We start from the raw sequence: 25499 nt of genomic DNA, 5'->3' as shown, positions 1-25499 counted from the left end.
ACTAGCCGTACAATGCAGGAACGGAGGATATGATGGCCCACCCCGCGACAGATGCCCCTCAGCGCCGTGTCCGCAGCGAACGGCTGGAAGCGCGCATCACCGCCGAGCAGAAAGATCTGATAGAGCGCGCGGCCGCACTGCAGGGGCGGTCGATCACCGATTTCGTCCTGACCAGCGTGCAGGACGCGGCGCGACGCGCCATCGACGAACACCAGCGCCTGGAACTGTCGATCCGGGACAGTCAGGCTTTCGTGGAGGCGCTGAGCAAGCCGCAACCGGTGAACGACCGGCTGCGCGACACAATTCGCCGCTACCGTGACGCCACCGGCGCCTGACGGTCGGCATGACGGCGCCCGATCCCGGACTGCGTTCCCTGCGGGTCGAGGTACTTGGCCCGCATCATGACCGACGCCCCTTTGCCAGCGGCGTGGAAGTGCTGGACCGGTATTTCCAGACGCAGATAGGGCAAGACGCCCGCAAGAACATCGCCGCTCCCTTTGTTCTTGTTCTTCCAGACGGAACCGTTGCCGGTTACTACACCTTATCCGCCACCTCCTTGCAGTTGGCGGACCTGCCGCCGGAGACGGCGCGCAAACTCCCACGCTATCCCTTGGTGCCGGCCACGCTGCTGGGTCGATTGGCGGTGGACAAGCGCCACCATGGCCATGGATATGGTGGATATCTGCTGGCGGACGCGTTGCACCGTTGTTTGCGAAGCGAAATCGCGTCATTTGCCGTGCTCGTTGACGCTTACGATGATAATGCCCGCCGGTTTTATGAACGCATGAGTTTCCTCCCCCTGCCCGACACACCCCGAAGATTGTTCCGGCCTTTGGCCGACATCGCGCCACTCTTCCAGGAGAGTGGTACGTGAGGCCGCTGGACGTCCTGCGCGCCCTGGCCGTCGTGGCCATCTGGGGAATCAATTTCTCCGTCTCCAAATTCGCGTTGCGCCAGTTCCATCCCATCACCGCCATGGCCATCCGCTTCGCGCTGGTGGCGCTGGTGCTGGTGCCCTGGCGGCGGCTGCCCTGGGCCCACGTGCGGCCGGTGCTGGCCTATTCCTTCGTGCTGGGGGGCCTGCACTTCCCCCTGGTGTTCAGCGGCCTGATGGGATGCAGCGCCGCCGCGGCCTCCGTCGCCATCCAGTTGCAGGTGCCCTTCGCGTCCCTCATGGCGGCGGTGTTCTTCAAGGACAGGCTGGGCTGGCGCCGGGCGGTGGGCATGGCGGCGGCCATCGCCGGCGTCGGCATCATCGCCTACCACCCCGGCGGCACGGATGATCCCGCCCATCTGGGGCTGGTGGTGCTGGCGGCGGCGGCCTTCGCCTTTTCCAGCATCCAACTGAAATGGATGCCGCCCATGGATCCGTTCACGCTGAACGGTTACATGGCCCTGTTCGCCGTGCCGCAACTGGTGCTGATGTCCGCGGTGCTGGAGGACGGGCAGTGGGCGGCCATCCAGACGGCGCCACCGGCGGCCTGGGCCTCCATCCTGTTCATGGCGCTGATCTCCACCATCCTGGCCTATGTGCTGTGGTTCCCGCTGGTGCAGCGCTATGCCGTCAACCAGACCATGCCTTTCATGCTGCTGGTGCCGGCGTTCGGTGTCGCGGGCGGGGTGATGCTGCTGGATGAGCCCTTGTCCTGGCACCTGGCGGCGGGCACGCTGGTGACCATCGCCGGCGTGGGCGTGGTGCTGCTGCGCCGTCCCCGCCTGGTGACCGCCCGAACGGCGAGTTGACCCGCATGCGCTTCCGTGACCGCCCCTCGCCCAACCACGGCCCCCGGCCGGATGGCACCAGCGTCGACGTGCTGGTGCTGCACTACACCGGCATGGCGTCGGCCGAGGCCGCCCTGGACCGGCTGTGCGACCCGGCGGCGGAGGTCAGCGCCCATTACATGGTGGCGGAGGACGGCACCGTCTGGCGGCTGGTGGATGAGGGCCGCCGCGCCTGGCATGCCGGCCGCGGGACCTGGCGCGGGATCAGCGATGTCAACAGCCGCTCCATCGGGGTGGAGATCGTGAACCCGGGGCACGAGTACGGCTATCGCCCCTTCCCCGACGCGCAGATGCGCGCCGTGGCCGACCTTTGCCAGGGCATCCTGGCGCGGCATCCCATCCCGGCCGGCAACGTCATCGCCCATTCCGACATGGCGCCCGCCCGCAAGCAGGATCCCGGTGAGTTGTTCGACTGGCGAGCCTTGGCAGGCGCTGGCATCGGCCTGTGGCCGGACATTGCCGCACCGGGGCCCGACTGGGATGGGAATCAGGACCAGGTGGCCGGCCTGCTGGCCGGACTGGGCTATGATTTGGGGATCGCGACCTTCACCGAGACGCTGACCGCCTTCCAGCGCCACTGGCACCCGGAGGCATTGGGCCAGCCGGCGGACGCCGAAACCGTGCGCCGCCTGCGCAGCCTGCTCGCCCAAGCGGGACAGGCGGTGGCCTGACCGTCCATACCGGGTAGACCTCTCATGCCACGGGCCCTGTTTTGCGCGCTTGCATCCATGCCCCCGTGCGCCTAGGGTCGCCGCCTGCCAGACGGTCGGATGGCCGCCTTCCGGCAATGGCGAAAGCCGCCGGGGGGAGGAAAGTCCGGGCTCCACGGAAGAACGGTGCCAGGTAACGCCTGGCGGGGGCGACCCTAGGGAAAGTGCCACAGAAAGCAAACCGCCCGCCGGCCACCTCCTTCGGGGGATGGACGTCGGGTAAGGGTGAAAGGGTGCGGTAAGAGCGCACCGCGCCCCTGGCAACAGGGGCGGCACGGTAAACCCCACCGGGAGCAAGATCGAATAGGGGCGGCATGGCCGGGCAACCGGCCAAAGCATCTTCCGAGCCGCCGCCCGGGTAGGTCGCGCGAGGCGCCTGGCGACAGGCGTCCCAGATGAATGGCCATCCCACGGCCGCTGCCCCCTTCGCGGGGGGACGGGCCGCAGGACAGAACCCGGCTTACAGACCGTCTGGCAGATTACCGCCCCCAGGATAACCGCCTCCAGCGGCGGCACGGTCGGCCGCCACCGCCTCCAGGAACAGGGGCGTCAGCGCGGGATCGAAATGGCGGCCCGCCTCGGAGGTCAGGTGGGCGGTGACCTCCGCCCGTGACCAGGGCCGCTTGTACGGCCGGGGGGACAGCAGGGCGTCATAGACGTCCGCCAGGGCGACGATGCGTCCCTCGATGGGAATGTCCGTTTCCGCCAGGCCCCGGGGATAGCCGCTTCCATCCCATTTTTCGTGATGGGTCAGGGCGATGCTGGCGGCCAGCCGCAACAGGGCCGGGCCGTTGCTGCCGATGATCGCCGCCCCCCGCTCGGGATGGGTGCGCATGACGGCCATCTCCTCCGCGTCCAGCCGGCCCGGCTTCAATAGGATGCTGTCGGGTATGGCGATCTTGCCGATGTCGTGCATGGGCGCCGCCAGCCGCAGGGCCTGGCAGGCGTCTTCGCCCCACCCCAGCGCCCGGGCCAGCAATTCCGCGTAATGACCGATGCGTCGCACATGGTCGCCGGTTTCCTGGTCCTTGTACTCACCGGCGACGCACAGCCGGTCCAGGATGGACGCCTGGTCGACCAGGGCGATGTGGGTGCGCACGCGCGCCCGCACCAGGGGGGCCGAGACCGGCTTGGTGACATAGTCGATGGCCCCCGCCTCGAAGCCGCGGGCCTCATCCTCCACCGTTCCCATCGCGGACACGAAGATCACCGGGATATGGCGCAACTCCGGCTCCGCCTTCAGCCGGCGGCAGACCTCATAGCCATCCATGTCGGGCATCATGACGTCCAGCAGGATCAGGTCCGGCCGGTGCCGGTGCGCGGACTCCAGCGCCTGCTGACCGCCCTTGGCGAAGACCAGGGCATAGTTGTCGGACAGGATGTCACGCAGGACGTGGAGATTCACCGCCTCGTCGTCCACGATCAGTATCTTCCATAGCTTATCCATGGGCGGATAATCCTTGGTCGACGGCTGCCGGAGTCGTCCCCCGGGCGGCCAGGGCCTCATCCAGGCCGGCGACCATGGCGCGGGCCTGCTCGAACTCGAATTCGTGCACCAGGCGTTCCAGTGTCCTCATCTGCCGGCCCGCCAATCCGGTTTCGCGAAGGTTGTGCAGGGCGGGGTCGATACGCTCCACGTCATCACTTTCCAAGGCGTCGCGCAATGCGGTTAATGCCCGGCGCGCGGCGGGGGACGCGGCCCCGTCCAGGACGGGCGCCCCTTGAGCGGGCGGGGCCGCCGGCGATGGGAACGGACCGGCCGGCGACGCCGCGACGCCGCCGGGCACCAGCCGCTGCATCAGGTCGGCCAGGGCGTCGTAATCGACCGGCTTGGTGACATAGGCGGTCATGCCGGCATCCAGGCAGGCCTGGCGTTCCCCCACGCTCTCGTCCGCGCTGAGGCCGATGATGGGAACGGTGGGGTCGCAGGCGCCGTTGCCCGCACGGATGCGGCGGGTCGCTTCCTTCCCGCAGCAGCGCGGCATTTGCACATCCATGAGGATGATGTCGAAGCGTTGGTCCAGCGACAGCGCCACCGCCTCCTCGCCATCCCGGGCGGTGACGACGGCATGGCCGCGATCCTTGAGATGAAGCTGGGCCAGCTCCAGGTTCTCGACCACGTCATCGACCAGCAGGACGGTGAAGGAACGCGCGGCGGCCGCGCGTTCCGTCGGGGCGACAGGCCCGACGGACACGGGAAGCCCCGCCGGCGCGGCCGGCAGCCACAGGCGGACCCGGAACGTGCTGCCCTGGCCCGGCCGGCTTTCCACGGCGATGGCCCCGCCCATGAGCTCCGCCAGTTCCTTACAGATGGACACGCCCAGGCCCAGTCCATTGAACCGGCGGGCCGGCCGGCTGTCGGCCTGGAAGAAGGGGTCGACGATGCGGTCCACCTGGTCCGCCGTCATGCCGATCCCGGTATCGCTGACCACCAGTTCCACCAGCCCCGGCTTGGGGCCCGCCTGCACGGATAGCCGCACATGGCCGCTCTGGGTGAATTTTATCGCGTTGTCGAGCAGCTTGAGGACGATCTGGCGGACGCGGGCGGGGTCGCCGATGTGTGCCTGATCGGGCCTCAGGACATAGTCCAGCGCCAGGGTCAGCCCCTTCTCCCGCGCCTTTTCCCGGACCTGGTCCAAGCAGGCCCGCATCTGCCCGCGCAGGTCGAAAAGCACAGGCTCCAGAACCAGGCTGCCGCTTTGCAGGCGGGACAGGTCCAAGAGGTCGTTCATCAGGGCCAGCAGGGCCTGCGCGGCGCGGTGGGCCATCAGCAGCTGCCGCCGGATCTCGGGCGGCAGGTCGCGCTCCAGCACCAGTGCCAGGAAACCCAGGACGGCGTTCATGGGAGTGCGGAGCTCATGGCTCATGTTGGCCACGAACCGGCTCTTGGCGTCGTTGGCCGCGTTCGCCTGCCGCAGGGCCGCCTCCAGCCGGCTGTTGGCCGCGACGATCTCCTGCGTGCGTTCCGCGACCTGCTGTTCCAGATCACGGCGATAGTCGGCCATCTGGTCGACGGCCCGTTTCCGTTCTGCGATGTCCCGGGCGATCTTGGACGCCCCGACGATCCGGCCCGCCGTGTCGCGGATGGGGGAGACGGCAACGGAAATGTCGACGAGATGGCCATCCTTGTGGCGGCGGACCGTATCGAAATGCCCCACGGTCTCACCCCGGCGCACCCGGTCCAGGATCGCCTCTTCCTCCTCCAGCTTGTCAGCCGGGAAAATGGCCGTCACGAACTGGCCGATCATCTCCTCGGCGGTGTAGCCGAACAGCCGCTCGGCACCAGGATTCCAGCTGGTGATGCGCCCCTCCAGCGTCTTGCTGACGATGGCGTCGTCCGACGAGGTGACGATGGCGGCCAGCATAGCGCTGGCGCGATGGGCCTGCTCAAGGTCGGCGACGCGGCGTTTGCCCTCCCGCTCCGCCACCTCGGCGGCGAGCGCGGCGCGCGCCGCCTGCTCCCGGGCGCGGGTATGCGCCGCCGAGAACCAGGACAGGAGCGCGAACAGTCCCAGCAAGGGGGCCGCGGCGCCCGCCATCAATTCCCAGATCTCCGCGCGCGCCGCGGCCACATCCGCCGGGGAGCGATGGGTGACCACCAGCCAGCGCGGATCGCCGGCACCGTCGGCGACCGTCCCCCAGACCGTGGGCTGGACGAGCCGCCAGGTCCAGATGCCGCTGGCATCGACCAGCCGGCCGGTCGCCGCCGCGGTCATCCGCGCCCAAACCACCGGGTAGGCGCTGGCCAAGGACTGGCGGCCGGCGACGAAGTCCCACCGGTCCGTCTCACTGCCGCCGAACAGCCACCCCCCCGATTGGTCCAGGACCATGGGCCACGCGCCGCCGGGCAGCGCCAGCAGGTCCTGGAACAGGTATGTCTTGGATACCGCCAGCATCATCACGCCACGGCCCGTTCCGTCAGCGGCCGCCACGGGCGTCGCCAGGCGCAGGGCTCGGCCGGACGCCCGCCCAGCCTGGCCCCCATCCGGGCCGGTGATATGGATAGCGCCCGGCAACCCGTTCACGGTCCGCAGAAACAAGGCGTCGCCCGAGAGGTCCGTCAGCCTCTCCGGCGGAACGGTGACCGGGTCGGGCCCAGACCCGGCACGGCACGCCCGAATCCGTTCCCTGCCGGTCTGGTCGACCCAGATCGCGCCCTCATATCGGGGGTCGCGGCGCAGCAGGGTCGTCAGTTCCCCCGCCAGTTGGTCGAGGGTGGAGACCGTGGGCACCGCGACGGCCGCGCGGGTGGCGGGCTCGGTGGCGAGGGAGCGCAGATCCCGCAGCGGTTCTTCCAGCCGGTCGCGCAGACGGCCGGCACCCAAATCCACACCGCCGGCATCCGCCATGGCCATGCGATCCATTTCCGCCGTCACCCGGGCCTGGCCGATCAGCAAGACAGCGGCCAGCAGAAGAATGGCGATGGGCAGGAACAGGATCAGGAATTGGCGGCTCATGACGATGCCGCCGGACCGGTGGTCAACCTCCGAAGGAAACAGTGCCGCCACGGATCACACCCATCAAGGAAAGGACCGGGGAGGAAAGCCCCCTTCCGCCTCTGGTGATACGACGGGAAAGCTTAATTTTATCTTGGCAGGGCCACCAACGCCGCCTGCGGAGACTGGTGCAAGGGCATAGGTTCCGTTCGACCTGCGGGCACAAACAGGCAGGGCCGGCGCCGTTCCGGAATGGGATGGCATGGGAAAATGCCAATTCGCCCCACAGACGGCCGGCGCGGCGGAGGGGCATGGGACGGCATGGGCGCCACCGCCCAAAACGGGCCCGTCGTGGGAATTTATGGGAAATTCCCGCATCGGCGCCCCTTATGGCCTACATATCGGGGCCTATCACCTTTCCCTTACCATATTTGGTGGGTGCCTTAGGGCCGACGACTACTTGGCCTTAAATGCGGTCGCCGAATAACCAGGATGGCATATCCAAAAGATTTCGCGCCCTTTTCATTAACTGGGGTATCGGCACGGCCTTTATCCACAGGATAGGTGCCGCCGCGCCGCCGCCTATTAAATTCGGCGGAAACCCAGGAATAGGGGGCAAGCGCACCTACCCATTCGATTTAAGGTCGCAACCAAGAAGAACCTTATCCACAACTGTGGAAAAGCACAGTGTGGACAAGCATTCGCGCCCTCCTCCCATTGACGCCCATAACTTCCCATGGTACCCCATATGGACCCAAAAACAGGGCGCGCACGCCTGTCCGGTCTTACCCGGAGGTGCGGCGCATTCTGAAGGCGGGCCTGGTGCCGGATCGGATGGGGCGCGGAGGCGCAGGAGACGCGGGGATCGATGGGCTTGTTCCTGTCCACATACGTGAACAAGGTCGACAAGAAGGGTCGGGTTTCAGTCCCGTCTTCCTTCCGCGGCGTCCTTGGTGGGCAGACGGAGCTGATCGTCTTCCGGTCGCTGCAAGCCAACGCCATCGATGCGTGCAGCGTCGACTACATGGATCGCCTGTCAGAGGCGCTGGACAACCCCAACATGCCGGATGACATGCGTGACCTGATCGAGACGACGGTATTCGGCGGTTCCGTCCGCCTGGCCATCGATCCCGAGGGCCGTATCGTCCTGCCGGAAAACTTCCTGGCCTTCGCCGGCATCACCGAGGGCGCCGCCTTCGTCGGCCGCCGCCACACTTTCCAGATCTGGGACCCCGAGGCGCTGTCCGCCCACGAGGCCGCCAGCCGCGACCGCAGCCGCGCCCAGAACATCTCGCTGTCCACCATCCTGGCCCGCACCAACTCGGTGCTGGCGGCCGGGTCCAATGGTGGGGGCGCGCAATGACCGCGACCGTTACACAGGCTGATAGCGCGCAGGTCCACATCCCCGTCCTGCTGGCGGAGGTGCTGACGGCGCTGGCCGTGCGCGATGGCGGCGTCTACGTCGACGGCACCTTTGGCGCCGGCGGATACACCCGCGCCATCCTGGAGGCGGCGGACTGCCAGGTGGTGGGCATCGACCGCGACCCCGCCGCCATCAAGCGGGCGGAACCCCTGATGGCCCGCTTCCCCGGCCGCCTGCGCATCATCGAAGGCCGGTTCGGGGACATGGCGGAGCTGCTGCCCGCCCACGGCATCGGCCCGGTGGACGGCGTGGCGCTGGACATCGGCGTCTCCTCCCCCCAGATCGACGATCCCTCGCGCGGTTTCTCCTTCCGCTTCGACGGCCCGCTGGACATGCGCATGAGCCTGAGCGGCCCCACCGCCGCCGATGTGGTCAACGAGTACGCCGAGGCCGACATCGCCACCATCCTGTGGCGCCTGGGCGAGGAACGGATGTCCCGCCGCGTGGCCCGCGCCATCGTGGCCGCCCGTGCGACCGCGCGAATCGAGACGACGGCCCAGCTGGCGGACATCATCCGGGGCGTGGTCCCCCGGTCGAAGAAGGACGGCATCGACCCCGCCACCCGCAGCTTCCAGGCCCTGCGCCTGCATGTGAACGATGAGTTGGGGGAGCTGGACCGCGGCCTGGAGGGTGCTGAGCGGGTGCTGGCGCCGGGTGGCCGCCTGGCCGTCGTTTCCTTCCATTCCCTGGAAGACCGCCGGGTCAAGGACTTCCTGCGCCAGCGCAGCGGGTCGGAGGGCGCGCCCTCGCGCCACATGCCGGCCGCGCACAGCGGCCCCGCCCCCACATTCAATCTTCTGGGCCGCAGCGGGGTCACCCCCGGCGAGCCGGAACTTCGCCACAATCCGCGCGCCCGATCCGCTCGGTTGCGCGCCGCCGAACGCACCAACGCCCCCGCTTGGCCCATGGGAGAAGCAGCATGATAGGCAAGTCCACGCTCGTCTGGCTGTGCCTCGCCACCGTCGCCAGCGGCATCCTCTACCACACCAGCTACCGCGTGCAGGAGGAGCAGGAGCACCTGGCCTCGCTGAACCGGCAGATCGCGCAGGAACAGCAGTCCATCCAGGTGCTGCGGGCCGAATGGGCCTACCTGAACGATCCCACCCGGCTGGAGCGGCTGGCGACCGAACATCTGACCCTGCGCCCCACCAAGGCGGAGCAGATGGTGGCCATGGCCGCCGTCCCGGTGAAGCCCGAGGCGCCCGCGCCGGTCACACCGGCGGCCAGCCCCGCCCCCGCCGACCAGCCGACGGCCAAGCCGGCCCCCGCGCCGGAGTCCACCTACGTCGCCAGCGCGGCGCCGGCGGTGCAGGTGGCCGCCGCCCAGGCCCCCGCCCGGGCGCCGCTGGCCCAACCCAAGGCGCAGGTCGTGGCGCTGAAGGCGCCGGACGTGCCGGCCGCCCCGGTGAAGGCCGTGGCCGCCCCCAAGCCGGCGCCCACTGGACCCAAGCAGCCCGCGCGCCCTGAGCGCATGGACAGCATCGGCGCGCTGATGGCCAGCCTGGACGCCGCCGATAAGACCGGCCGGGATGCCAAGGTGACCCTCGCCGCCGCCAAGTCCAAGGCCCAGCCCATGGTGATGGCGGAGCAGACCCTGAGCGCCAAACTGGGGGCGGCACGATGAGCGACGCCCCCTTTTCCCTGACCGGCTTCGACATCGCGGGCATGGAGCGCATCCAGGCCCCACGGCCGGAAGGCAGGGTCCGTCTGAACAACCCCACCAGCCACGCGCTGGAACAGGGCCGGTCGCGCCTGCTGGTGACGGCGGCCCTGTTCGCGTTGGTGCTGGGCGCCATCGGCGTGCGCCTGGCCGACACCATGGTGTTCAGCCGCGAGGCGGAGCCGCCGGTGGCCGAGAACACCACCGCCCGGCCCCTGCCCGTCACCCGGGCGGAAATCACCGACCGCAACGGCGTGCTGCTGGCCACCTCGCTGGCCACCGCGTCCGCCTATGCCGATCCCAAGCTGGTGATCGACGCGGAGGAGGCCGCGCGCAAGCTGGTGGCCACCCTGCCCGACCTCGATTATCGCCAGGTGCTGAAGGACCTGAAGGGTGACAAGCGCTTCGTCTGGATCAAGCGCAACCTGACGCCCCGCCAGGAGTTCGAGGTCAACAAGCTGGGTATCCCCGGCGTGTTCTTCCAGCAGGAGGAGCACCGCATCTATCCGCAGGGCAGCCTGACGGCGCACCTGATCGGCCTGACCGGCATCGACAACAACGGCCTGATGGGCATCGAACAGTCGTTCGACAAGCGCCTGCGTGAGAATGCGGAACCGCTGCGCTTGTCCATCGATGTGCGTCTGCAGCACATCATGCGCAAGGAGATCACGCAGTCCATCCAGGACTTCAACGCCATCGGCGGCGCCGGCCTGATCATGGACATCAAGACGGGCGAAATCCTGTCCATGGTCAGCCTGCCCGACTTCGACCCCCAGAACCCGGGGGAGATGCATGACGATTCGAAGTTCAACCGCGCCACCCTGGGCGTCTATGAGATGGGCTCGGTCTTCAAGATCCTGAACACGGCCATCGCGCTGGAAACGGGATCGGTGAAGCTGCACGAGACGTTCGAGACCAACCACCCGCTGAAGATCGGCCGTTTCACCATCCATGACGATGAGCCGGTGAACTATTGGATGGATGTGGTCGACATCTTCCGCAAGTCGTCCAACATCGGCTCCGCCAAGATGGCGGAGAAGTTCGGCATCGACGTCCAGCGCGACTACATGGGCCGCTTCGGCATGCTGAAGGCCCCCTCGCTGGAAATCCCCGAGGTCGGCGCCCCGCTGGTGCCCAACCCGTGGCGCCAGACCACGCTGCTGACCGTGGCGTTCGGCCATGGCCTGTCCGTCAGTCCCGTCCAGATGGTGTCCGCCGTGGGCGCGGTCGTGGACGGTGGCATCATGCGCCCCGCGACCCTGCTGAAGCGCGATCCCAACGCGGAGATTCCCGAGACGCGGGTGATCTCGCCCCAGACGTCGGCCATCCTGCGCAAGCTGATGCGCCTGGTGGTGACGGAGGGCACGGGCAAGACGGCCTTCGGCACCGGCGACTTGAAGGCGCCGGACACCCTGGATTATCTGGTGGGCGGCAAGACGGGCACCGCGGAAAAGGTCAGCGGCAAGGGCTACGCCCACAAGTCGCTGCGCACCTCCTTCGCCGGCGCCTTCCCCATGACCGATCCCCGCTATGTGGTGTTCGTCATGGTGGACGAGCCGCATGGCAACAAGAAGAGCTTCGGTTTCGCCACCGCTGGCTGGGTCGCGGCCCCCGCCGTCCAGCGCATCGTCTGGCAGGCCGCCCCCTTGTTGGGGGTCAAGCCGGTGGTCCGCAACGATCCCGAGGTGTTGCAGGCCATGGCCATCAATTAACCAGCCCCCCCTGAAACCCGACGACAGGGCACCGCAAGGTGGGGGTCGACCGATGCCGGGGAGCGCGCTATCAACCCGCCCCGGCATCACGTGTGAGAGGGACCCTTGCGTCTGACCGATCTGATGGCATCGCGCACCGAAATCGCCGTATCGGCGCTGGCCCTGGAACGGGACCCCGAGATCACCGGCCTGACCGCGGACAGCCGCGCCGTCAAGCCGGGCATGCTGTTCGCCGCCATGCCGGGCAGTGCCCGCGATGGGCGGGACTTCATACCCCAGGCCGTGGCCGCCGGCGCCGTGGCCGTGCTGGCGCCCAAGGGCACCAGGCTGCCTGAAAACCTGCCCCATCCCGTCAGCCTGATCGAGGACGCCAACCCCCGGCGGCGCTTCGCCCTGCTGGCGGCGGCCTTCTACAAGCGCCAGCCGGCCACCATCGCCGCCGTCACCGGCACCAACGGCAAGACCTCCACGGCGCAGTTCACCCGCCAGCTGTGGTCGCTGCAGGGGCACCAGGCCGGCGCCATGGGCACCCTGGGCCTGATCGCCCCCGGCTTCCCGCGGGAGGACAGCCTGACCACGCCCGACCCGGTGGCGCTGCACAGCACGCTGTCGCGCCTGGCCGAGGGCGGCATCACCCACCTGGCGATGGAGGCCAGCAGCCACGGCCTGGACCAGTTCCGCCTGGATGGCGTGCTGGTCACCGTGGGCGGCTTCACCAACCTGACCCGCGACCACCTGGACTATCACGGCACCATGGAGGCCTATTTCAAGGCCAAGGCCATGCTGTTCGACCGGGTGATGCCGCGCGGCGCCACCGCCGTGGTCAACGCCGACATCCCGGAATTCCAGGCCCTGGCCGACCTGACGCGCGCCCGCAAGCAGACCCTGATCGGCTTTGGCGAACGAGGCCGCGAGCTGGCGGTGACGACCCTGCGCCCCCTGCCCCAGGGCCAGGCCCTGACCCTGGAGGTCATGGGCACCCGCCACGACATCGTGCTGCCGCTGGTGGGTCGCTTCCAGGTGTGGAACGCGCTGTGCGCGCTGGGCATGGTCATCGGCAGCGGCGCCGAACCGCAGGCCGCCGCCGGCCTGCTGTCGCAGCTGGACGGCGTGCGCGGCCGGCTGGAACTGGTGGCGACGCTGGACAACGGCGCCGCCGTCTATGTCGACTACGCCCACACGCCCGATGGGCTGGAGACGGTGCTGAACAGCCTGCGGCCGCATGCCGAGGGCCGCCTGTCCGTCGTCTTCGGCTGTGGCGGTGACCGTGACCGGGGCAAGCGTCCCATGATGGGCGCCATCGCCGCCCGCCTGGCCGACCGCGTCATCGTCACCGACGACAACCCGCGTACGGAAATCCCCGGCGCCATCCGGGCCGAGGTGCTGGCCGGCTGCCCCGGCGCCACCGAGGTGGACGACCGCGCCGCCGCCATCGCGCTGGCCATCGGCGAGCTGAAGGCCGGCGACGTGCTGGTCATCGCCGGCAAGGGCCATGAACAGGGCCAGATCGTGGGCAAGGAGGTGCGTCCGTTCGACGACGCCGCCGTCGCCCGTAGCGTGCTGGGCCTGGCCGGGGAAACGCCGGTGGGAGGCGCGTCATGACCCCGCCCCCCACCAGCACAATGCTGTGGACGGCGGCCGATGCCGCCGCCGCCGCCAACGGGCGCGCGCTGGGCGCCGATTGGGCCGCCACCGGCGTGTCCATCAACACCCGCACGCTGAACCCCGGCGACCTGTTCGTGGCGCTGAAGGGCCCCAACTTCGACGGCCACGCCTTCGTCGCGGTGGCCTTGCAGCGTGGGGCCGCCGCCTGCCTGGTCAGCCGCGTGCCCGAAGGACTGCCGGCGGACGCCCCCTTGCTGCTGGTGGATGACACCCAGGCGGCGCTGGAGGATCTGGCGCGGGTGGCGCGGCTGAACGCCACCGCCAAGATCATCGCGGTCACCGGGTCCGTCGGCAAGACCAGCGCCAAGGAGTTCCTGCGCACCGCCCTTGGCGCGCTGGGGCCCACCTTCGCCACCGAAGGCAACCTGAACAACCATCTGGGCGTCCCCCTGTCCCTGGCCTGCCTGCCGGCCGATGCGCGCTATGGCGTGTTCGAGATGGGCATGAACCACGCGGGGGAGATCGGCCCGCTGTCGCGCATGGCGCGGCCGGACATCGCCATCATCACCACGGTCGAGGCGGTGCACCTGGAGTTCTTCGCCTCCATCGAAGGCATCGCCGACGCGAAGGCCGAGATTTTCGAGGGCATGTCGCGCCAGGGCACGGCCATCCTGAACCGGGACAACCCGCAATACGCCCGCCTGCTGGCCGCCGCCCGCACCCAGGGCGTGGGCCAGGTGCTGAGCTTCGGCGCCACCGCCGGGGCCGACGCCCGCCTGATCGACCTGGATCTGGGCCCGACCGGCAGCGACGTGACCGCCGAAATCCAGGGCGAGGTCATCCGCTATACCCTGGCCGTGCCCGGCCGCCACCAGGCGCTGAACAGCCTGGCCGTGTTGCTGGCCGTGGCCGCAGCGGGGGGCGACGTCACCGTCGCCGCCCAGGCCCTGGCCACCCTGCCCCCGGTCAAGGGCCGGGGTGTGCGCCAGACCGTGCCGCTGCCCACCACGCCCCATGGCGGTGGCAGCCTGACCCTGATCGACGAAAGCTACAACGCCAGCCCCGTATCGGTGGCGGCCTCCGCCGCTGTGCTGGGCCAGGCCCAGCCGGGCCCGGGCGGCCGGCGCATCGCGGTGCTGGGCGACATGCTGGAGCTGGGCGCCGACGCCCCCGCCCTGCATGCTGGCCTGGCCGAGCCCCTGGTCGCCGCCGACGTGCAGTTGGTCTTCACCTGCGGCCCCCTCATGCGCCACCTGTTCAACCGCCTGCCGGCCGACCGCCGGGGCGCCCACGCCGACAGCAGCGTCGAGCTGGCCCCCCTGGTCGGGGCCGCCGTGCGCGCCGGCGACATCGTCATGGTCAAGGGATCCGCCGGCAGCCGCATGGCGCTGGTGGTCGACGCCCTGAAGGCCCTGGATACTCCGCCTCCGCCCCCCTCACCCGCCGTCTCCGGGAGCTAAGACCCGTCCCATGTTGTTCAATTTGCTGTTCCCGCTGGCCGACGACTTCCAGCTTTTCAATCTGTTCCGGTACATCACGTTCCGGACGGGCGGGGCCATGCTGACGGCGCTGATCATCAGTTTCCTGATCGGCCCGGGGGTCATCCGCTGGCTGAAGTCCATGCAGGGCGCGGGACAGCCCATCCGCACCGACGGGCCGGAGACGCACCTGAAGAAGAAGGGCACGCCCACCATGGGCGGCCTGATGATCATGATCTCGGTCCTGATCTCCACCGTGCTGTGGGTGGACGTGACCAACGCCTACACCTGGATCGTGCTGCTGGTGACCGTGGGCTTTGGCCTGGTGGGCTTCGGCGACGACTTCCTGAAGCTGACCAAGCGCAACACCAAGGGCCTGTCGGGCCGGGGCAAGATGGTGGCGATGATCGCGGTCTCCGGTGTGGCCACCGCCTGGTACCTGCATGTGGCGCAGAGCCCGTTGGATACCAGCCTGGCCGTGCCCTTCCTGAAGGACGTGCTGGTCCCCCTGGGCTTCCTGTTCGGGCCCTGGGCGGTGTTCGTCATCGTGGGGTCCAGCCATTCGGTGAACCTGACGGACGGCCTGGACGGCCTGGCCATCGTGCCCATCATGATCGCCGCCGCCAGCTTCGGCCTGATCGCCTATCTGTCGGGCAACGCCGTCTTCGCCAACTACCTGCAAATTCATCACGTGCCCGGCACGGGTGAGCTGGCGGTGTTCTGCGGCGCCCTGGTGGGCGCCGGCCTGGGCTTCCTCTGGTTCAACGCGCCGCCGGCCATGGTGTTCATGGGCGACACCGGCTCGCTGGCCATGGGTGGCGCCTTGGGCACCGTCGCCGTCATCACCAAGCATGAGCTGGTGCTGGCCATCATCGGCGGCCTGTTCGTGCTGGAGACGGTGTCGGTCATCGTGCAGGTCGCCAGCTTCAAACTGACGGGCAAGCGGGTGTTCCGCATGGCCCCGCTGCATCACCATTTCGAGAAAAAGGGCTGGTCGGAGCCCACCGTCGTCATCCAATTCTGGATCATCGCCGTCATCCTGGCCCTGGCCGGCCTGTCCACCCTGAAGCTGCGTTAAGCCCCGCCCATGTCCCAGCCCATCCTCCTCCCCTCCTTCAAAGGCCGCCGCGTGGCGGTGATGGGCTTAGCGCGGTCCGGCCTGGCGGCGGCGCGTGTGCTGGCCGCCAGCGGGGCGGAGGTCCTGGCCTGGGACGACGGCGCCGGGGGCCAGAAGGCGGCGGAAGCCGCCGGCATCCCCCTGACCAACCTGCATGAGGCCGATCTGGCCGGCGTCGCCGCCCTGGTGCTGTCGCCCGGCATCCCCCACACCTTCCCGGCGCCGCACCCGGTGGCCGCCCGCGCCAAGCAGGCCGGCGTGCCCATCATCGGGGATGTGGAGCTGCTGCGCCTGGCCCAACCGGACGCCGCCTACGTCGGCATCACCGGCACCAACGGCAAGTCCACCACCACCGCCCTGACCGGTCACATCCTGGCCCATGCCGGTCGCACCCTGGCGGTGGGCGGCAACCTGGGCATCCCCGTCCTGACCTTCCCGGCGCTGGGCGAGGGCGACGTCTATGTGCTGGAGATGTCCAGCTACCAGCTGGAGCTGACCCCCTCCCTGGGTTTCGACGCCGCCGTCCTGCTGAACATCACGCCCGACCATTTGGACCGCCACGGCGGCATGGACGGCTACATCGCCGCCAAGCGCCTGATCTTCCAGCCGGGCGCCCGCGATCCGGCGAAGCCCCTGCCCGTCGCCATCCTGGGCGTGGACGAGCCCAACACCGCCGCCATGGCCGACAGCCTGGAGGCGGAGGGCGGGCGCAAAGTCATCCGCATCTCCTCGGAACGCGCGGTGCCGGGCGGCGTCCACGCCGCCGATGGCGTGCTGGTGGACGCCGCCGAGGACCAGGCCCGGACCGTGGTCGACCTGCGCCAGTGCGCGGCCCTGCCCGGCCGCCACAACTGGCAGAACGCCTGCGCCGCCTACGCCGCCACCCGCGCCGTGGGCGTGGCGCCCGAGGTGATCGCCGAGGCGATGCGCACCTTCCCCGGCCTGGTGCACCGCCAGCAGACCATCGCCACCCTGGACGGCATCCGCTTCGTCAACGACAGCAAGGCCACCAACGCCGACGCGGCGTCCAAGGCCCTGGGCTGCTACGAGGACATGTACTGGATCGTCGGCGGCAAGGCCAAGGAGGGCGGGCTCAGCGGCCTGGAACCCTTCATGGGCCGGGTGCGCCACGCCTTCCTGATCGGCGAGGCGACGGAGGAATTCGCCCCCTGGCTGGAGGGCAAGGTCAGCTACGGCCGCTACGGCACGCTGGACCAGGCCGTGCCTGCCGCCTACGCCCTGGCGAAACAAGCCGGCGGCGGGACGGTGCTGCTGTCCCCCGCCTGCGCCAGCTTTGACCAGTATCCCAATTTCGAGGTGCGGGGCGACGCCTTCGTCCGCATCGTGCGCCAGTTGGCGGACCAGTCGGAAGCCGGAAAGGACGGGGCGTCATGATCACGCTGTCGCGTACCGACCAATCCGTCATCGGCCGCTGGTGGTGGACCGTCGACCGCTGGACCCTGGCCACCGTCTTCCTCATCGCCACCATCGGCGTGGTGCTGATCCAGGCCGCCAGCCCGCCGGTGGCGGAGCGCATCGGCCTGGATAACTTCCACTTCATCCAGCATCACGTGATGATGCTGATCCCCACCCTGATCATCATGGTGGGCGTGTCACTGCTGTCGCCCAAGGGCGTGCGGCGCATGGCCATGATCCTGTTCCTGCTGTCGCTGGCGGGGGTGGCGCTGACCCTGGTGTCGGGCGTGCAGATCAAGGGCGCCACGCGCTGGATCCATCTGCCCGGCCTGTCGGTCCAGCCGTCGGAATTCATCAAGCCCGCCTTCGCCGTCGTGGCCGCCTGGCTGTTCGCCCAGGCCCGTCATACCAACAACGTGGTCTATTTCGGCGTCTGCATCCTCTTCTACCTGATGATCGTGGCCCTGCTGCTGATGCAGCCGGACCTGGGCATGACCTTCGTGGTCAGCGCCGTGTGGTTCGGCCAGTTCTTCATCGCCGGCCTGCCCATCCTGCTGGTGGCGGTGCTGGTGGTCTGCGGCCTGTCCGGCCTGGTGGGCGCCTATTTCCTGTTCCCGCACGTGCAGAGCCGCGTGAACCGCTTCCTGGACCCCGCCGCCGGCGACAACTACCAGGTCCAGCGCGCCCTGGACGCCTTCCAGCATGGCGGCCTGTGGGGCACCGGCCCCGGCCAGGGCACCGTCAAGATGACCATCCCCGACGCCCATGCCGACTTCATCTTCGCCGTGGCGGGGGAGGAGCTGGGCATGCTGTGGTGCCTGTTCATCGTGCTGCTGTTCGGCGTGGTGGTGATGCGCAGCTTCGCCCGCGCCTATAGCGAGCAGAGCCTGTTCGTCATGCTGGGCGCCGCCGGCCTGGCCATGCAGTTCGGCCTGCAGGCCTGCATCAACATGGCCTCCAGCCTGCACATGATGCCGACCAAGGGCATGACCCTGCCCTTCATCAGCTATGGCGGCTCCTCCCTGATCGCGCTGGGCATCGGTGTCGGCATGCTGCTGGCCCTGACCCGCAAGCGCTTCGGCCAGGGGGATCTGCCGTGAGCCACCAGCAGCCCCCCACGGGCACTATCGTTCTGGCGGCCGGCGGCACCGGCGGCCACCTGTTTCCGGCGGAGGCGCTGGCCAGGGCGCTGCGCGCCCGGGGGCAGGCCGTGGTGCTGGTGACCGACACGCGCGGCCACGCCTTTGGCGAGGGGTTGGCGGATATCCCGGTGCATCGGGTCCGCGCCGGCACGCCGGGCCGCGGCCTGGCGTCCAAGGCGCGCACGGCCCTGTCCCTGTTGGCCGGCACGATGCAGGCCCGCCGTATTCTGAAGGATCTGAAGCCCGCCGTGGTGGTGGGCTTCGGCGGCTATCCCTCCGTCCCCACCGTGTTCGCGGCCCAGCGCCTGGGCATCCCCGTGGTGCTGCATGAGCAGAACGCCGTGATGGGCCGGGCTAACAAGCTGCTGGCCGGCGGCGCCCGCCTGATCGCCACCTCCTTCCCCCAGGTCAGCGGCCTGCCCCGCCATGTGGCAAGCCTGCGCACCGGCAACCCCGTGCGCCCCGCCATCCTGGACCTCGCCAGCCGTCCCTACGCCGCCCCCACCAGCACCCTGTCCATCCTGGTGACCGGGGGCAGCCAGGGCGCCTCCGTCTTCAGCACCATCCTGCCCGCCGCCGTCGCCCGCCTGTCGCCGGAGCATCGCCTGCGCCTGAGCATCAAGCAGCAGGCCCGGCCGGAGACGATGGAGCAGGCGCGGGAGGGGTATGCCGGCCTGGGCGTGGATGTCGAACTGGCCCCCTTCTTCCGCGATATGGCCGGCCGGCTGGACGCCTGCCACCTGGCCATCTGTCGTTCCGGTGCCGGAACGGTGGCGGAATTGGCCGTTGCTGGCCGCCCCGCCATCCTGGTGCCCTACCCCCAGGCCATGGACGACCACCAGACCGCCAACGCCAAGGCCCTGGTGGAGGCTGGCGGCGCCTGGCTGATGCCGCATGCCCAATTCACGGCGGAGGCCCTGGCCGACCGCCTGGCCGCCTTTCTGGACGACCCGGCGCCGCTGGCCCTGGCGGCGGCCGGCGCCCGGTCCTTCGCCATTCCGGACGCGGCCGAACGCCTGGCCGACGCCGTGCTGGACACCGCCCGGAACCGGAGGGCCGCCGCATGAGCCCCCCTCGTAAGACAGGCTTCCCTCCCGCGGCACCCTTCGCCTATGGTCCCGCCGCCCCGGGGCCGGCCCGGGCGCAATCCCCCTATCGCAGCGGAGACGGCCAATGAGGGCGATGCCCCTGTCCATCGGCACCATTCATTTCGTGGGCATCGGCGGCATCGGCATGTCCGGCATCGCCGAGGTGCTGCACAATCTGGGCTATTCCGTCCAGGGCAGCGACCTGGCCGACAACTACAACGTCAAGCGCCTGCGCGACCTGGGCATTCCCGTGTCCATCGGTCAGCGGGCGGAGAATCTGGGCGACGCCGCCGTCGTCTGCATCTCCTCCGCCGTGAAGCGCGACAACCCCGAGGTCATGGCCGCCCGCGCGGCGCTGATCCCCGTGGTGCGGCGCGCCGAGATGCTGGCGGAGCTGATGCGCCTGAAGTGGTCGGTGGCCATCGCCGGCACGCACGGCAAGACCACCACCACCTCGCTGGTCTCGGCCCTGCTGGACGGCGCCGGCTTCGACCCCACCATCATCAACGGCGGCATCATCAACGCCCTCGGCACCAACGCCAAGCTGGGCTCCGGCGACTGGATGGTGGTCGAGGCGGATGAGAGCGACGGCACCTTCACCAAGCTGCCGTCCACCATCGCCGTGGTCACCAACATCGATCCCGAGCACCTGGACTTCTACGGCACCTTCGACAAGGCCCGCGAGGCGTTCGACCAGTTCGTGCAGAACATCCCGTTCTACGGCTTCGCGGCGCTGTGCATCGACCATCCCGAGGTGCAGGCCCTGATCAGCCGGGTGGACCGCCGCATCGTCACCTATGGCTTCAACCCCCAGGCCGACCTGCGCGCCACCAACCTGCAGACCACGGTGCAGGGCGCCTTCTACGACGTCGTCGTTTCCGACCGCGTGGCGGGGGAGGAGCGGACCATCACCGGCCTGCATCTGCCCATGTACGGCCTGCACAACGTGCAGAACTCCCTGGCCGCCATCGCCGTCGCCCTCAACATGGGCATTCGCGACGACAGCATCCGCCAGAGCCTGGCCAAGTTCAGCGGTGTGAAGCGCCGCTTCACCAAGACGGGGGAGAGCAACGGCATCGTCGTCATCGACGATTACGGCCATCACCCGGTGGAAATCGCCGCGGTGCTGAGCGCCGCCCGCACCGCCGGCACCGGCCGCACCATCGCCGTGGTCCAGCCCCACCGCTACACCCGCCTGCAGAGCCTGTTCGAGGAGTTCTGCACCTGCTTCAACGACGCCGACGCCGTCATCGTCGCCGATGTCTATGCCGCGGGTGAGACGCCGATCCCCGGTGTCGCCAAGGAGGCGCTGGTCGACGGCCTGCGCACCCATGGCCACCGCCACGCCCTGCCCCTGTCCTCGCCCGAGGCGCTGCCGTCCATGATCCGCGACATGGCGCGGCCGGGCGACCTGGTTGTCTGCCTGGGGGCCGGCAACATCACCAGTTGGGCCAACGCCCTGCCGGCCGAACTGGACCGCCTGTTCGGCACCGCCATTCCCGGTTCGCATCACGGGGGGAGCCAGGGCTGACATGATGGCGGAACGGCGCGCGATGGATGAAGGAGAGGTCAGCCGGGGCACCGCCCTGCTGCGCCGTCTGCCGACCGTGCGCGGCCGCCTGACGCCCGACGCCCCGCTGGGTCCCCTGACCTGGTTCCGCGTGGGCGGCCCGGCCGACGTGCTGTTCCGCCCGGCGGACGAGGAGGATCTGGCCCAGTTCCTGGCCGCCTGCCCCGCCGACGTGCCGGTCACCGTCATCGGTGTCGCCAGCAACCTGCTGGTCCGCGACGGCGGCGTGCGCGGCGTGGTCATCCGCCTGGGCGGCAGCTTCGCCCAGGTTTCCGTCGAGGGTGACCGGGTCCACGCCGGCGCCGGCGCCCTGGACCTGACCGTGGCGCAGACGGCGCAGGCCGCCGGCCTGTCCGGGCTGGAGTTCCTGTCCGGCATCCCCGGCACCGTCGGCGGCGCCATCCGCATGAACGGCGGCGCCTATGGCGGCGAAACGGTGGATGTGATCGAAAGCGCCGTGGGCATCGACCGCCAGGGCACCCGCCGCGACTACAGCCGCGACGCGCTGCACCTGACCTACCGTCACTGCGGCGTGCCGGAAGAGGTGATCTTCACCGCCGCCACCCTGCGCGGGACGGTCGGCGACAAGGCCGCCATCCAGGCCCGCATGGAGGAGATCGCGGCCGCGCGCGCCGCTAGCCAGCCCGTGCGCGCCCGCACCGGCGGCTCCACCTTCGCCAACCCGCCCGGGGAGAAGGCCTGGGCCCTGGTGGACAAGGCCGGCTGCCGCGGCCTGATCGTGGGTGGCGCCCAGATGTCGGAAAAGCACGCCAATTTCATGCTGAACCTGGGCGACGCCACCGCGGCCGACATCGAGGCCCTGGGCGAGGAAGTGCGCCGCCGCGTCCTGGAAACCTCGGGCATCACCCTGCGCTGGGAAATCCGCCGCATCGGGGTGCCCTTGGACATGTCTGACACGCCCGCGAATCAGTTCTGAGCGGGTGCGGCAACCTCTGGAGCCCGAGTCGATTTTCGACCCATCCGGAGGACATAGGGAAAGACTACGGGTAGTTATACCCCGGTTGCAGCGGCCTGGACATTTCAACGCTATAGCTAGCGGTTTTCAAAAAGAGGCGCCAAGAAACTCACAAAATGTTGCGTTTCCCAGCGGTTCTGCAAAGGTGGGCTATCCTCTAGGGATTGTGTCGCCTGGCTGAACCGCCTCAGCCGATAGGGAGCCGTTTGATGAGTGGTCACCAGCCTAAGCATGTCACCGTCCTGATGGGCGGGTGGTCTGCCGAGCGCGAGGTGTCGCTTGTCAGCGGCGCGTCCATCGTCACCGCCTTGGAATCCAAGGGATATGTCGTGCGCGCCGTGGATGTGCAGCGCGACCTGGCCGGCCTGCTGGCGGCCCTGACCCCCAAGCCCGACGTCGTTTTCAACGCCCTGCACGGGCGCGGCGGCGAGGACGGCATGATCCAGGGCGTCCTGGAATATCTGGCCGTGCCCTACACCCATTCCGGCGTCATGGCCTCCGCCGTCGCCATGGACAAGGCCATGACCAAGCGGGTGCTGGGCACCGTGGGCATGCCCATCGCCGAGGATGTCATCGCCACCCGCGAGGCGGTGCTGGCCGGCCACGTCATGGAACCGCCCTACGTCATCAAGCCGGTGGACGAGGGCTCCAGCGTCGGCGTGCGCATCGTCCATGCGGGCCACAACGGGCCGGCCGTCGAGGCGGAGCATTGGGTCTACGGCGATACCGTCATGGTGGAGAAGTTCATCCCCGGGCGGGAGCTGACCGTGGGCGTGGTGGGCGACCGCGCCCTGACCGTTACCGAGATCGTGGCCAGCACCGAGTTCTTCGACTACACGGCCAAGTATACCGAGGGCCACGCCGTCCATGTCTGCCCGGCCCAGATCCCGGCCGAGGTGGCGGAGGAGGCCAAGCGCCTGGCCCTGCTGGCCCACCAGACCCTGGGCTGCAGCGGCGTGAGCCGCAGCGACTTCCGTTGGGACGACGGCAAGCCCGGCGTCACCGGCCTCTGCTTCCTGGAAACCAACACCCAGCCGGGCTTCACGCCCCTGTCGCTGCTGCCGGAACAGGCGGCTTACGTCGGCCTCAGCTATGCCGACCTGTGCGGCTGGATTGTGGAGCACGCGGCATGCCACGGGTGACCCATCCCTCCAGCCCCGGGCTGTTCCCCGAAGGCGACACCCCGCGCAGCCGCATCGCGTACGAGACGCGGCGGACGACGCAGAAGGCCGCCCAGGCCGCCAACCGCCGCCGCGCCGTCCCGCGCTGGCAGCAGTTCCTGGGCCGCCGGGCCACCATTATCGTGCCGCTGACCCTGGTCGGCGGCCTTGCGCTTTGGGGCTGGGCCAGCGGCAAGCTGACCGCCGCCGGCAACGCCGTGGACGCCGCCTTCCTGGACATCACCGCCCGGGGCGGCCTGCAGGTGCAGGAAGTGCTGGTCAAGGGCCGCAAGGAAACCGACGGCGCCCAGGTCCTGGCGGCGCTGGGCGTAGAGCGCGGTTCGCCCATCCTGGGTTTCGACCCGCATGCGGCGCGCAAGCAGCTGGAGCAAATTCCCTGGATCGCCAGCGCCCGCATCGAGCGGCGCCTGCCCGACACCCTGTTCGTCGTGCTGACGGAGCGCCAGCCCATGGCCATCTGGCAGCATGAGCAGAAGCTGGCCCTCGTGGATGCCGAGGGCACGGTGCTGACCGACCACAACCTGGACCACTTCCCCAACCTGCCCATCCTGGTGGGCGAGGGCGCGCCCAAGCAGGGCCGCGCCCTGCTGGCGGCGCTGGCCTCCGAACCCGCCATCCAGTCCCGCGTCGACGCTGCCGTGCTGGTGGGCGCCCGGCGCTGGGACCTGCACCTGAAGGGCGGGATGGAAGTGCGCCTGCCGGAATTGAATTACGAGGCGGCCATCCACCAGCTGGCCGCCCTTGAGGCATCGGACAAGATTTTGGAACGCGACGTGGTCGCCATCGACCTGCGCGTGCCGGACCGGCTTGTTGTCCAGGCGTCGCCCGCCGCGATCGCGGCCAAGGCGGCGGCGAAGGCCGCGGACAAGAAGCGCCAGGCTGCGGCGAAAAAGAACTGAGGCGGACCAGACCATGGCATTCACCGTAACCGGCCGGTCCAAGCCCAAGCGCGTGGCGCGCGGCGGCACCATCGCGGCGCTCGACGTGGGCAGCAGCAAGGTCGTGTGCTTCATCGCCCGGGTGGAGGAGCCCGGCGCCATCCGCGTGGTGGGCATCGGCCACCAGGTGTCGCGCGGCGTGCGCGCCGGCGCCATCGTGGACATGGAGGCGGCCGAGACCGCCATCGGCACAGCCGTCCATGCCGCCGAGACCATGGCGGGCGAGCAGATCCGCGAGGTGCTGGTGGGCCTGTCGGGCGGCCAGCCGGAAAGCCAGACCCTGACGGTCGAGACCGGCATTTCCGGGTCCGAGATCACCGACCACGACCTGCGCCGGGCCCTGGCCCATGCCCGCAACCTGAACGTCTCCGCCGATGCGGAGCTGATCCACTCCATCCCCGTGGGCTACACGGTGGACGGCTCGAGCGGCATCCGCGACCCCCGCGGCATGGTGGGGGAGAAGCTGGGCGTACGCCTGCATGTGGTGACGGCCGCCGCCGGCCCGGTGCGCAACCTCAACTCCTGCGTCGGCCGTTGCCACCTGGGCGTGGAAGGCTTCGTCATGTCCCCCTTCGCCGCGGGCCTGTCCTGCCTGGTGGAGGATGAGATGGACCTGGGCGTCACCCTGATCGACATGGGCGGCGGCACCACCAGCATCTCCGTCTTCTTCGACGGCAAGATGGTGTGGACGGACAGCGTGCCCATCGGCGGCAGCCACGTCACCAGCGACATCGCCCGCGGCCTGACCACGCCCCTGGCCCATGCGGAGCGGCTGAAGACCCTGTACGGCAGCGCCCTGCCCGCCCCGTCGGATGAGCGCGAGATCATCGACGTGCCGCAGATCGGGGAGGAGGATCGGGCCCAGGCCCACCACGTGCCGAAGTCCCTGCTGGTCGGCATCATCCAGCCCCGGCTGGAGGAAGTGTTCGAGTTCGTGCGCGGCCGCCTGGACGCCTCGGGCTTCGCCAAGCTGGCCGGCCGCCGCGTGGTGCTGACCGGCGGCGCCAGCCAACTGCCCGGCATGCGCGAGCTGGCGCAACAGGTGCTGGACAAGCAGGTGCGCCTGGGCCGCCCCTTGCGCATCGGCGGCCTGGCTGAATCCGTGGGCGGTCCCGCCTTCTCCGCCGCCGCCGGCCTGCTGGCCTACGCGGTGCAGCAACATGCCGAGGCCCCGGCCCTGGCCCCCTTGATGGAGCCCGCCGGCACCGGCTGGCTGGGCCGCATGGGCAACTGGCTGAGGGACAACCTATGACCCCGGCCATCGC

The 25499-nt window shown here is 69.5% G+C and carries 20 protein-coding genes, 1 other RNA gene and 1 pseudogene; 20 read left to right on the top strand and 2 right to left on the bottom strand.

Going from position 1 to position 25499, the window contains the following annotated elements:
* Positions 1-29 precede the first annotated feature (29 nt).
* The 5 genes from ULB03_RS10050 (at position 30) to rnpB (ending at position 2971) form a co-directional block, all read left to right on the top strand.
* Positions 30-335, top strand: coding sequence for a type II toxin-antitoxin system TacA family antitoxin (locus ULB03_RS10050; RefSeq protein ID WP_322483017.1), 306 nt, complete (start codon positions 30-32; stop codon positions 333-335).
* A gap of 8 nt (positions 336-343) precedes the next feature.
* Positions 344-874, top strand: coding sequence for a GNAT family N-acetyltransferase (locus tag ULB03_RS10045; protein WP_322483016.1), 531 nt, complete (start codon positions 344-346; stop codon positions 872-874).
* Entirely contained in the window at positions 871-1743 is an 873-nt protein-coding gene (locus tag ULB03_RS10040) for a DMT family transporter (RefSeq protein WP_322483015.1), read from the top strand. The genes ULB03_RS10045 and ULB03_RS10040 overlap by 4 nt, the downstream gene beginning before the upstream one ends.
* 5 nt (positions 1744-1748) lie before the next feature.
* Positions 1749-2453, top strand: a complete 705-nt coding sequence (locus ULB03_RS10035) for an N-acetylmuramoyl-L-alanine amidase (RefSeq protein ID WP_322483014.1) — start codon at positions 1749-1751, stop codon at positions 2451-2453.
* A gap of 87 nt (positions 2454-2540) precedes the next feature.
* Positions 2541-2971: RNase P RNA component class A (rnpB, locus tag ULB03_RS10030), an RNA gene on the top strand.
* Positions 2972-3102: 131 nt separating this feature from the next.
* Here rnpB and ULB03_RS10025 read toward each other — a convergent pair.
* A pseudogene (locus tag ULB03_RS10025) lies at positions 3103-3939 on the bottom strand (response regulator); the annotation flags it as partial.
* Positions 3932-7000, bottom strand: coding sequence for a PAS domain S-box protein (locus tag ULB03_RS10020; RefSeq protein WP_322483013.1), 3069 nt, complete (start codon positions 6998-7000; stop codon positions 3932-3934). The pseudogene ULB03_RS10025 and the gene ULB03_RS10020, both read right to left, overlap by 8 nt.
* Before the next feature lie 796 nt (positions 7001-7796).
* Here ULB03_RS10020 and ULB03_RS10015 point away from each other — a divergent pair.
* From ULB03_RS10015 to ftsA, 15 genes are all read left to right on the top strand, one after another.
* Entirely contained in the window at positions 7797-8291 is a 495-nt protein-coding gene (locus tag ULB03_RS10015; protein ID WP_322483012.1) for a division/cell wall cluster transcriptional repressor MraZ, read from the top strand.
* The gene (rsmH, locus tag ULB03_RS10010) at positions 8288-9274 is read left to right on the top strand and encodes a 16S rRNA (cytosine(1402)-N(4))-methyltransferase RsmH (protein ID WP_322483011.1); all 987 of its coding nucleotides are present in this window, start codon (positions 8288-8290) and stop codon (positions 9272-9274) included. The genes ULB03_RS10015 and rsmH overlap by 4 nt, the downstream gene beginning before the upstream one ends.
* Positions 9271-9975, top strand: a complete 705-nt coding sequence (ftsL, locus tag ULB03_RS10005) for a cell division protein FtsL (protein ID WP_322483010.1) — start codon at positions 9271-9273, stop codon at positions 9973-9975. The genes rsmH and ftsL overlap by 4 nt, the downstream gene beginning before the upstream one ends.
* A complete protein-coding gene (locus ULB03_RS10000) occupies positions 9972-11723 on the top strand; it encodes a peptidoglycan D,D-transpeptidase FtsI family protein (protein ID WP_322483009.1) in 1752 nt (583 codons plus the stop codon). The genes ftsL and ULB03_RS10000 overlap by 4 nt, the downstream gene beginning before the upstream one ends.
* A 105-nt stretch (positions 11724-11828) precedes the next feature.
* Complete coding sequence (locus tag ULB03_RS09995; protein ID WP_322483008.1) at positions 11829-13325, top strand: UDP-N-acetylmuramoyl-L-alanyl-D-glutamate--2,6-diaminopimelate ligase; 1497 nt, start codon at positions 11829-11831, stop codon at positions 13323-13325.
* Positions 13322-14788 (top strand): UDP-N-acetylmuramoylalanyl-D-glutamyl-2,6-diaminopimelate--D-alanyl-D-alanine ligase, encoded by a 1467-nt coding sequence (locus ULB03_RS09990; protein ID WP_322483007.1) that lies wholly within the window; start codon positions 13322-13324, stop codon positions 14786-14788. Before ULB03_RS09995 ends, ULB03_RS09990 begins: the two co-directional genes overlap by 4 nt.
* 13 nt (positions 14789-14801) lie before the next feature.
* Complete coding sequence (gene mraY / locus ULB03_RS09985) at positions 14802-15884, top strand: phospho-N-acetylmuramoyl-pentapeptide-transferase (protein ID WP_416211149.1); 1083 nt, start codon at positions 14802-14804, stop codon at positions 15882-15884.
* Between the two features lie 9 nt (positions 15885-15893).
* Entirely contained in the window at positions 15894-17318 is a 1425-nt protein-coding gene (murD, locus tag ULB03_RS09980; RefSeq protein WP_322483005.1) for a UDP-N-acetylmuramoyl-L-alanine--D-glutamate ligase, read from the top strand.
* Complete coding sequence (locus ULB03_RS09975) at positions 17315-18439, top strand: FtsW/RodA/SpoVE family cell cycle protein (protein WP_322483004.1); 1125 nt, start codon at positions 17315-17317, stop codon at positions 18437-18439. The genes murD and ULB03_RS09975 overlap by 4 nt, the downstream gene beginning before the upstream one ends.
* Positions 18436-19548 (top strand): undecaprenyldiphospho-muramoylpentapeptide beta-N-acetylglucosaminyltransferase, encoded by a 1113-nt coding sequence (murG, locus tag ULB03_RS09970; RefSeq protein ID WP_322483003.1) that lies wholly within the window; start codon positions 18436-18438, stop codon positions 19546-19548. The genes ULB03_RS09975 and murG overlap by 4 nt, the downstream gene beginning before the upstream one ends.
* Positions 19549-19654: 106 nt before the next feature.
* On the top strand, positions 19655-21100 hold the full coding sequence (murC, locus tag ULB03_RS09965; RefSeq protein ID WP_322483002.1) for a UDP-N-acetylmuramate--L-alanine ligase: 1446 nt from the start codon (positions 19655-19657) through the stop codon (positions 21098-21100).
* A gap of 22 nt (positions 21101-21122) precedes the next feature.
* A complete protein-coding gene (gene murB, locus ULB03_RS09960) occupies positions 21123-22076 on the top strand; it encodes a UDP-N-acetylmuramate dehydrogenase (protein WP_322483001.1) in 954 nt (317 codons plus the stop codon).
* Between the two features lie 248 nt (positions 22077-22324).
* Positions 22325-23257, top strand: coding sequence for a D-alanine--D-alanine ligase (locus ULB03_RS09955; RefSeq protein WP_322483000.1), 933 nt, complete (start codon positions 22325-22327; stop codon positions 23255-23257).
* On the top strand, positions 23245-24195 hold the full coding sequence (locus tag ULB03_RS09950; RefSeq protein WP_322482999.1) for a cell division protein FtsQ/DivIB: 951 nt from the start codon (positions 23245-23247) through the stop codon (positions 24193-24195). The genes ULB03_RS09955 and ULB03_RS09950 overlap by 13 nt, the downstream gene beginning before the upstream one ends.
* 13 nt (positions 24196-24208) lie before the next feature.
* Positions 24209-25486 carry a cell division protein FtsA gene (ftsA, locus tag ULB03_RS09945; RefSeq protein ID WP_322482998.1) on the top strand — a complete coding sequence of 426 codons (1278 nt, stop codon included), beginning with the start codon at positions 24209-24211 and terminating at the stop codon, positions 25484-25486.
* Positions 25487-25499: the final 13 nt, after the last annotated feature.

The sequence above is a fragment of the Nitrospirillum goiasense genome, assembly GCF_034427435.1.
Lineage (GTDB): Bacteria > Pseudomonadota > Alphaproteobacteria > Azospirillales > Azospirillaceae > Nitrospirillum.
This window is presented reverse-complemented; position numbering and strand designations above follow the sequence as displayed.

Coding starts and splice junctions, on each gene's coding strand:
- ULB03_RS10050 (WP_322483017.1), top strand. CDS start 30: ATGATGGCCCACCCCGCGACAGATGCCCCTCAGCGCCGTGTCCGCAGC.
- ULB03_RS10045 (WP_322483016.1), top strand. CDS start 344: ATGACGGCGCCCGATCCCGGACTGCGTTCCCTGCGGGTCGAGGTACTT.
- ULB03_RS10035 (WP_322483014.1), top strand. CDS start 1,749: ATGCGCTTCCGTGACCGCCCCTCGCCCAACCACGGCCCCCGGCCGGAT.
- ULB03_RS10015 (WP_322483012.1), top strand. CDS start 7,797: ATGGGCTTGTTCCTGTCCACATACGTGAACAAGGTCGACAAGAAGGGT.
- rsmH (WP_322483011.1), top strand. CDS start 8,288: ATGACCGCGACCGTTACACAGGCTGATAGCGCGCAGGTCCACATCCCC.
- ftsL (WP_322483010.1), top strand. CDS start 9,271: ATGATAGGCAAGTCCACGCTCGTCTGGCTGTGCCTCGCCACCGTCGCC.
- ULB03_RS10000 (WP_322483009.1), top strand. CDS start 9,972: ATGAGCGACGCCCCCTTTTCCCTGACCGGCTTCGACATCGCGGGCATG.
- ULB03_RS09990 (WP_322483007.1), top strand. CDS start 13,322: ATGACCCCGCCCCCCACCAGCACAATGCTGTGGACGGCGGCCGATGCC.
- murD (WP_322483005.1), top strand. CDS start 15,894: ATGTCCCAGCCCATCCTCCTCCCCTCCTTCAAAGGCCGCCGCGTGGCG.
- ULB03_RS09975 (WP_322483004.1), top strand. CDS start 17,315: ATGATCACGCTGTCGCGTACCGACCAATCCGTCATCGGCCGCTGGTGG.
- murC (WP_322483002.1), top strand. CDS start 19,655: ATGAGGGCGATGCCCCTGTCCATCGGCACCATTCATTTCGTGGGCATC.
- murB (WP_322483001.1), top strand. CDS start 21,123: ATGGATGAAGGAGAGGTCAGCCGGGGCACCGCCCTGCTGCGCCGTCTG.
- ULB03_RS09955 (WP_322483000.1), top strand. CDS start 22,325: ATGAGTGGTCACCAGCCTAAGCATGTCACCGTCCTGATGGGCGGGTGG.
- ULB03_RS09950 (WP_322482999.1), top strand. CDS start 23,245: ATGCCACGGGTGACCCATCCCTCCAGCCCCGGGCTGTTCCCCGAAGGC.
- ftsA (WP_322482998.1), top strand. CDS start 24,209: ATGGCATTCACCGTAACCGGCCGGTCCAAGCCCAAGCGCGTGGCGCGC.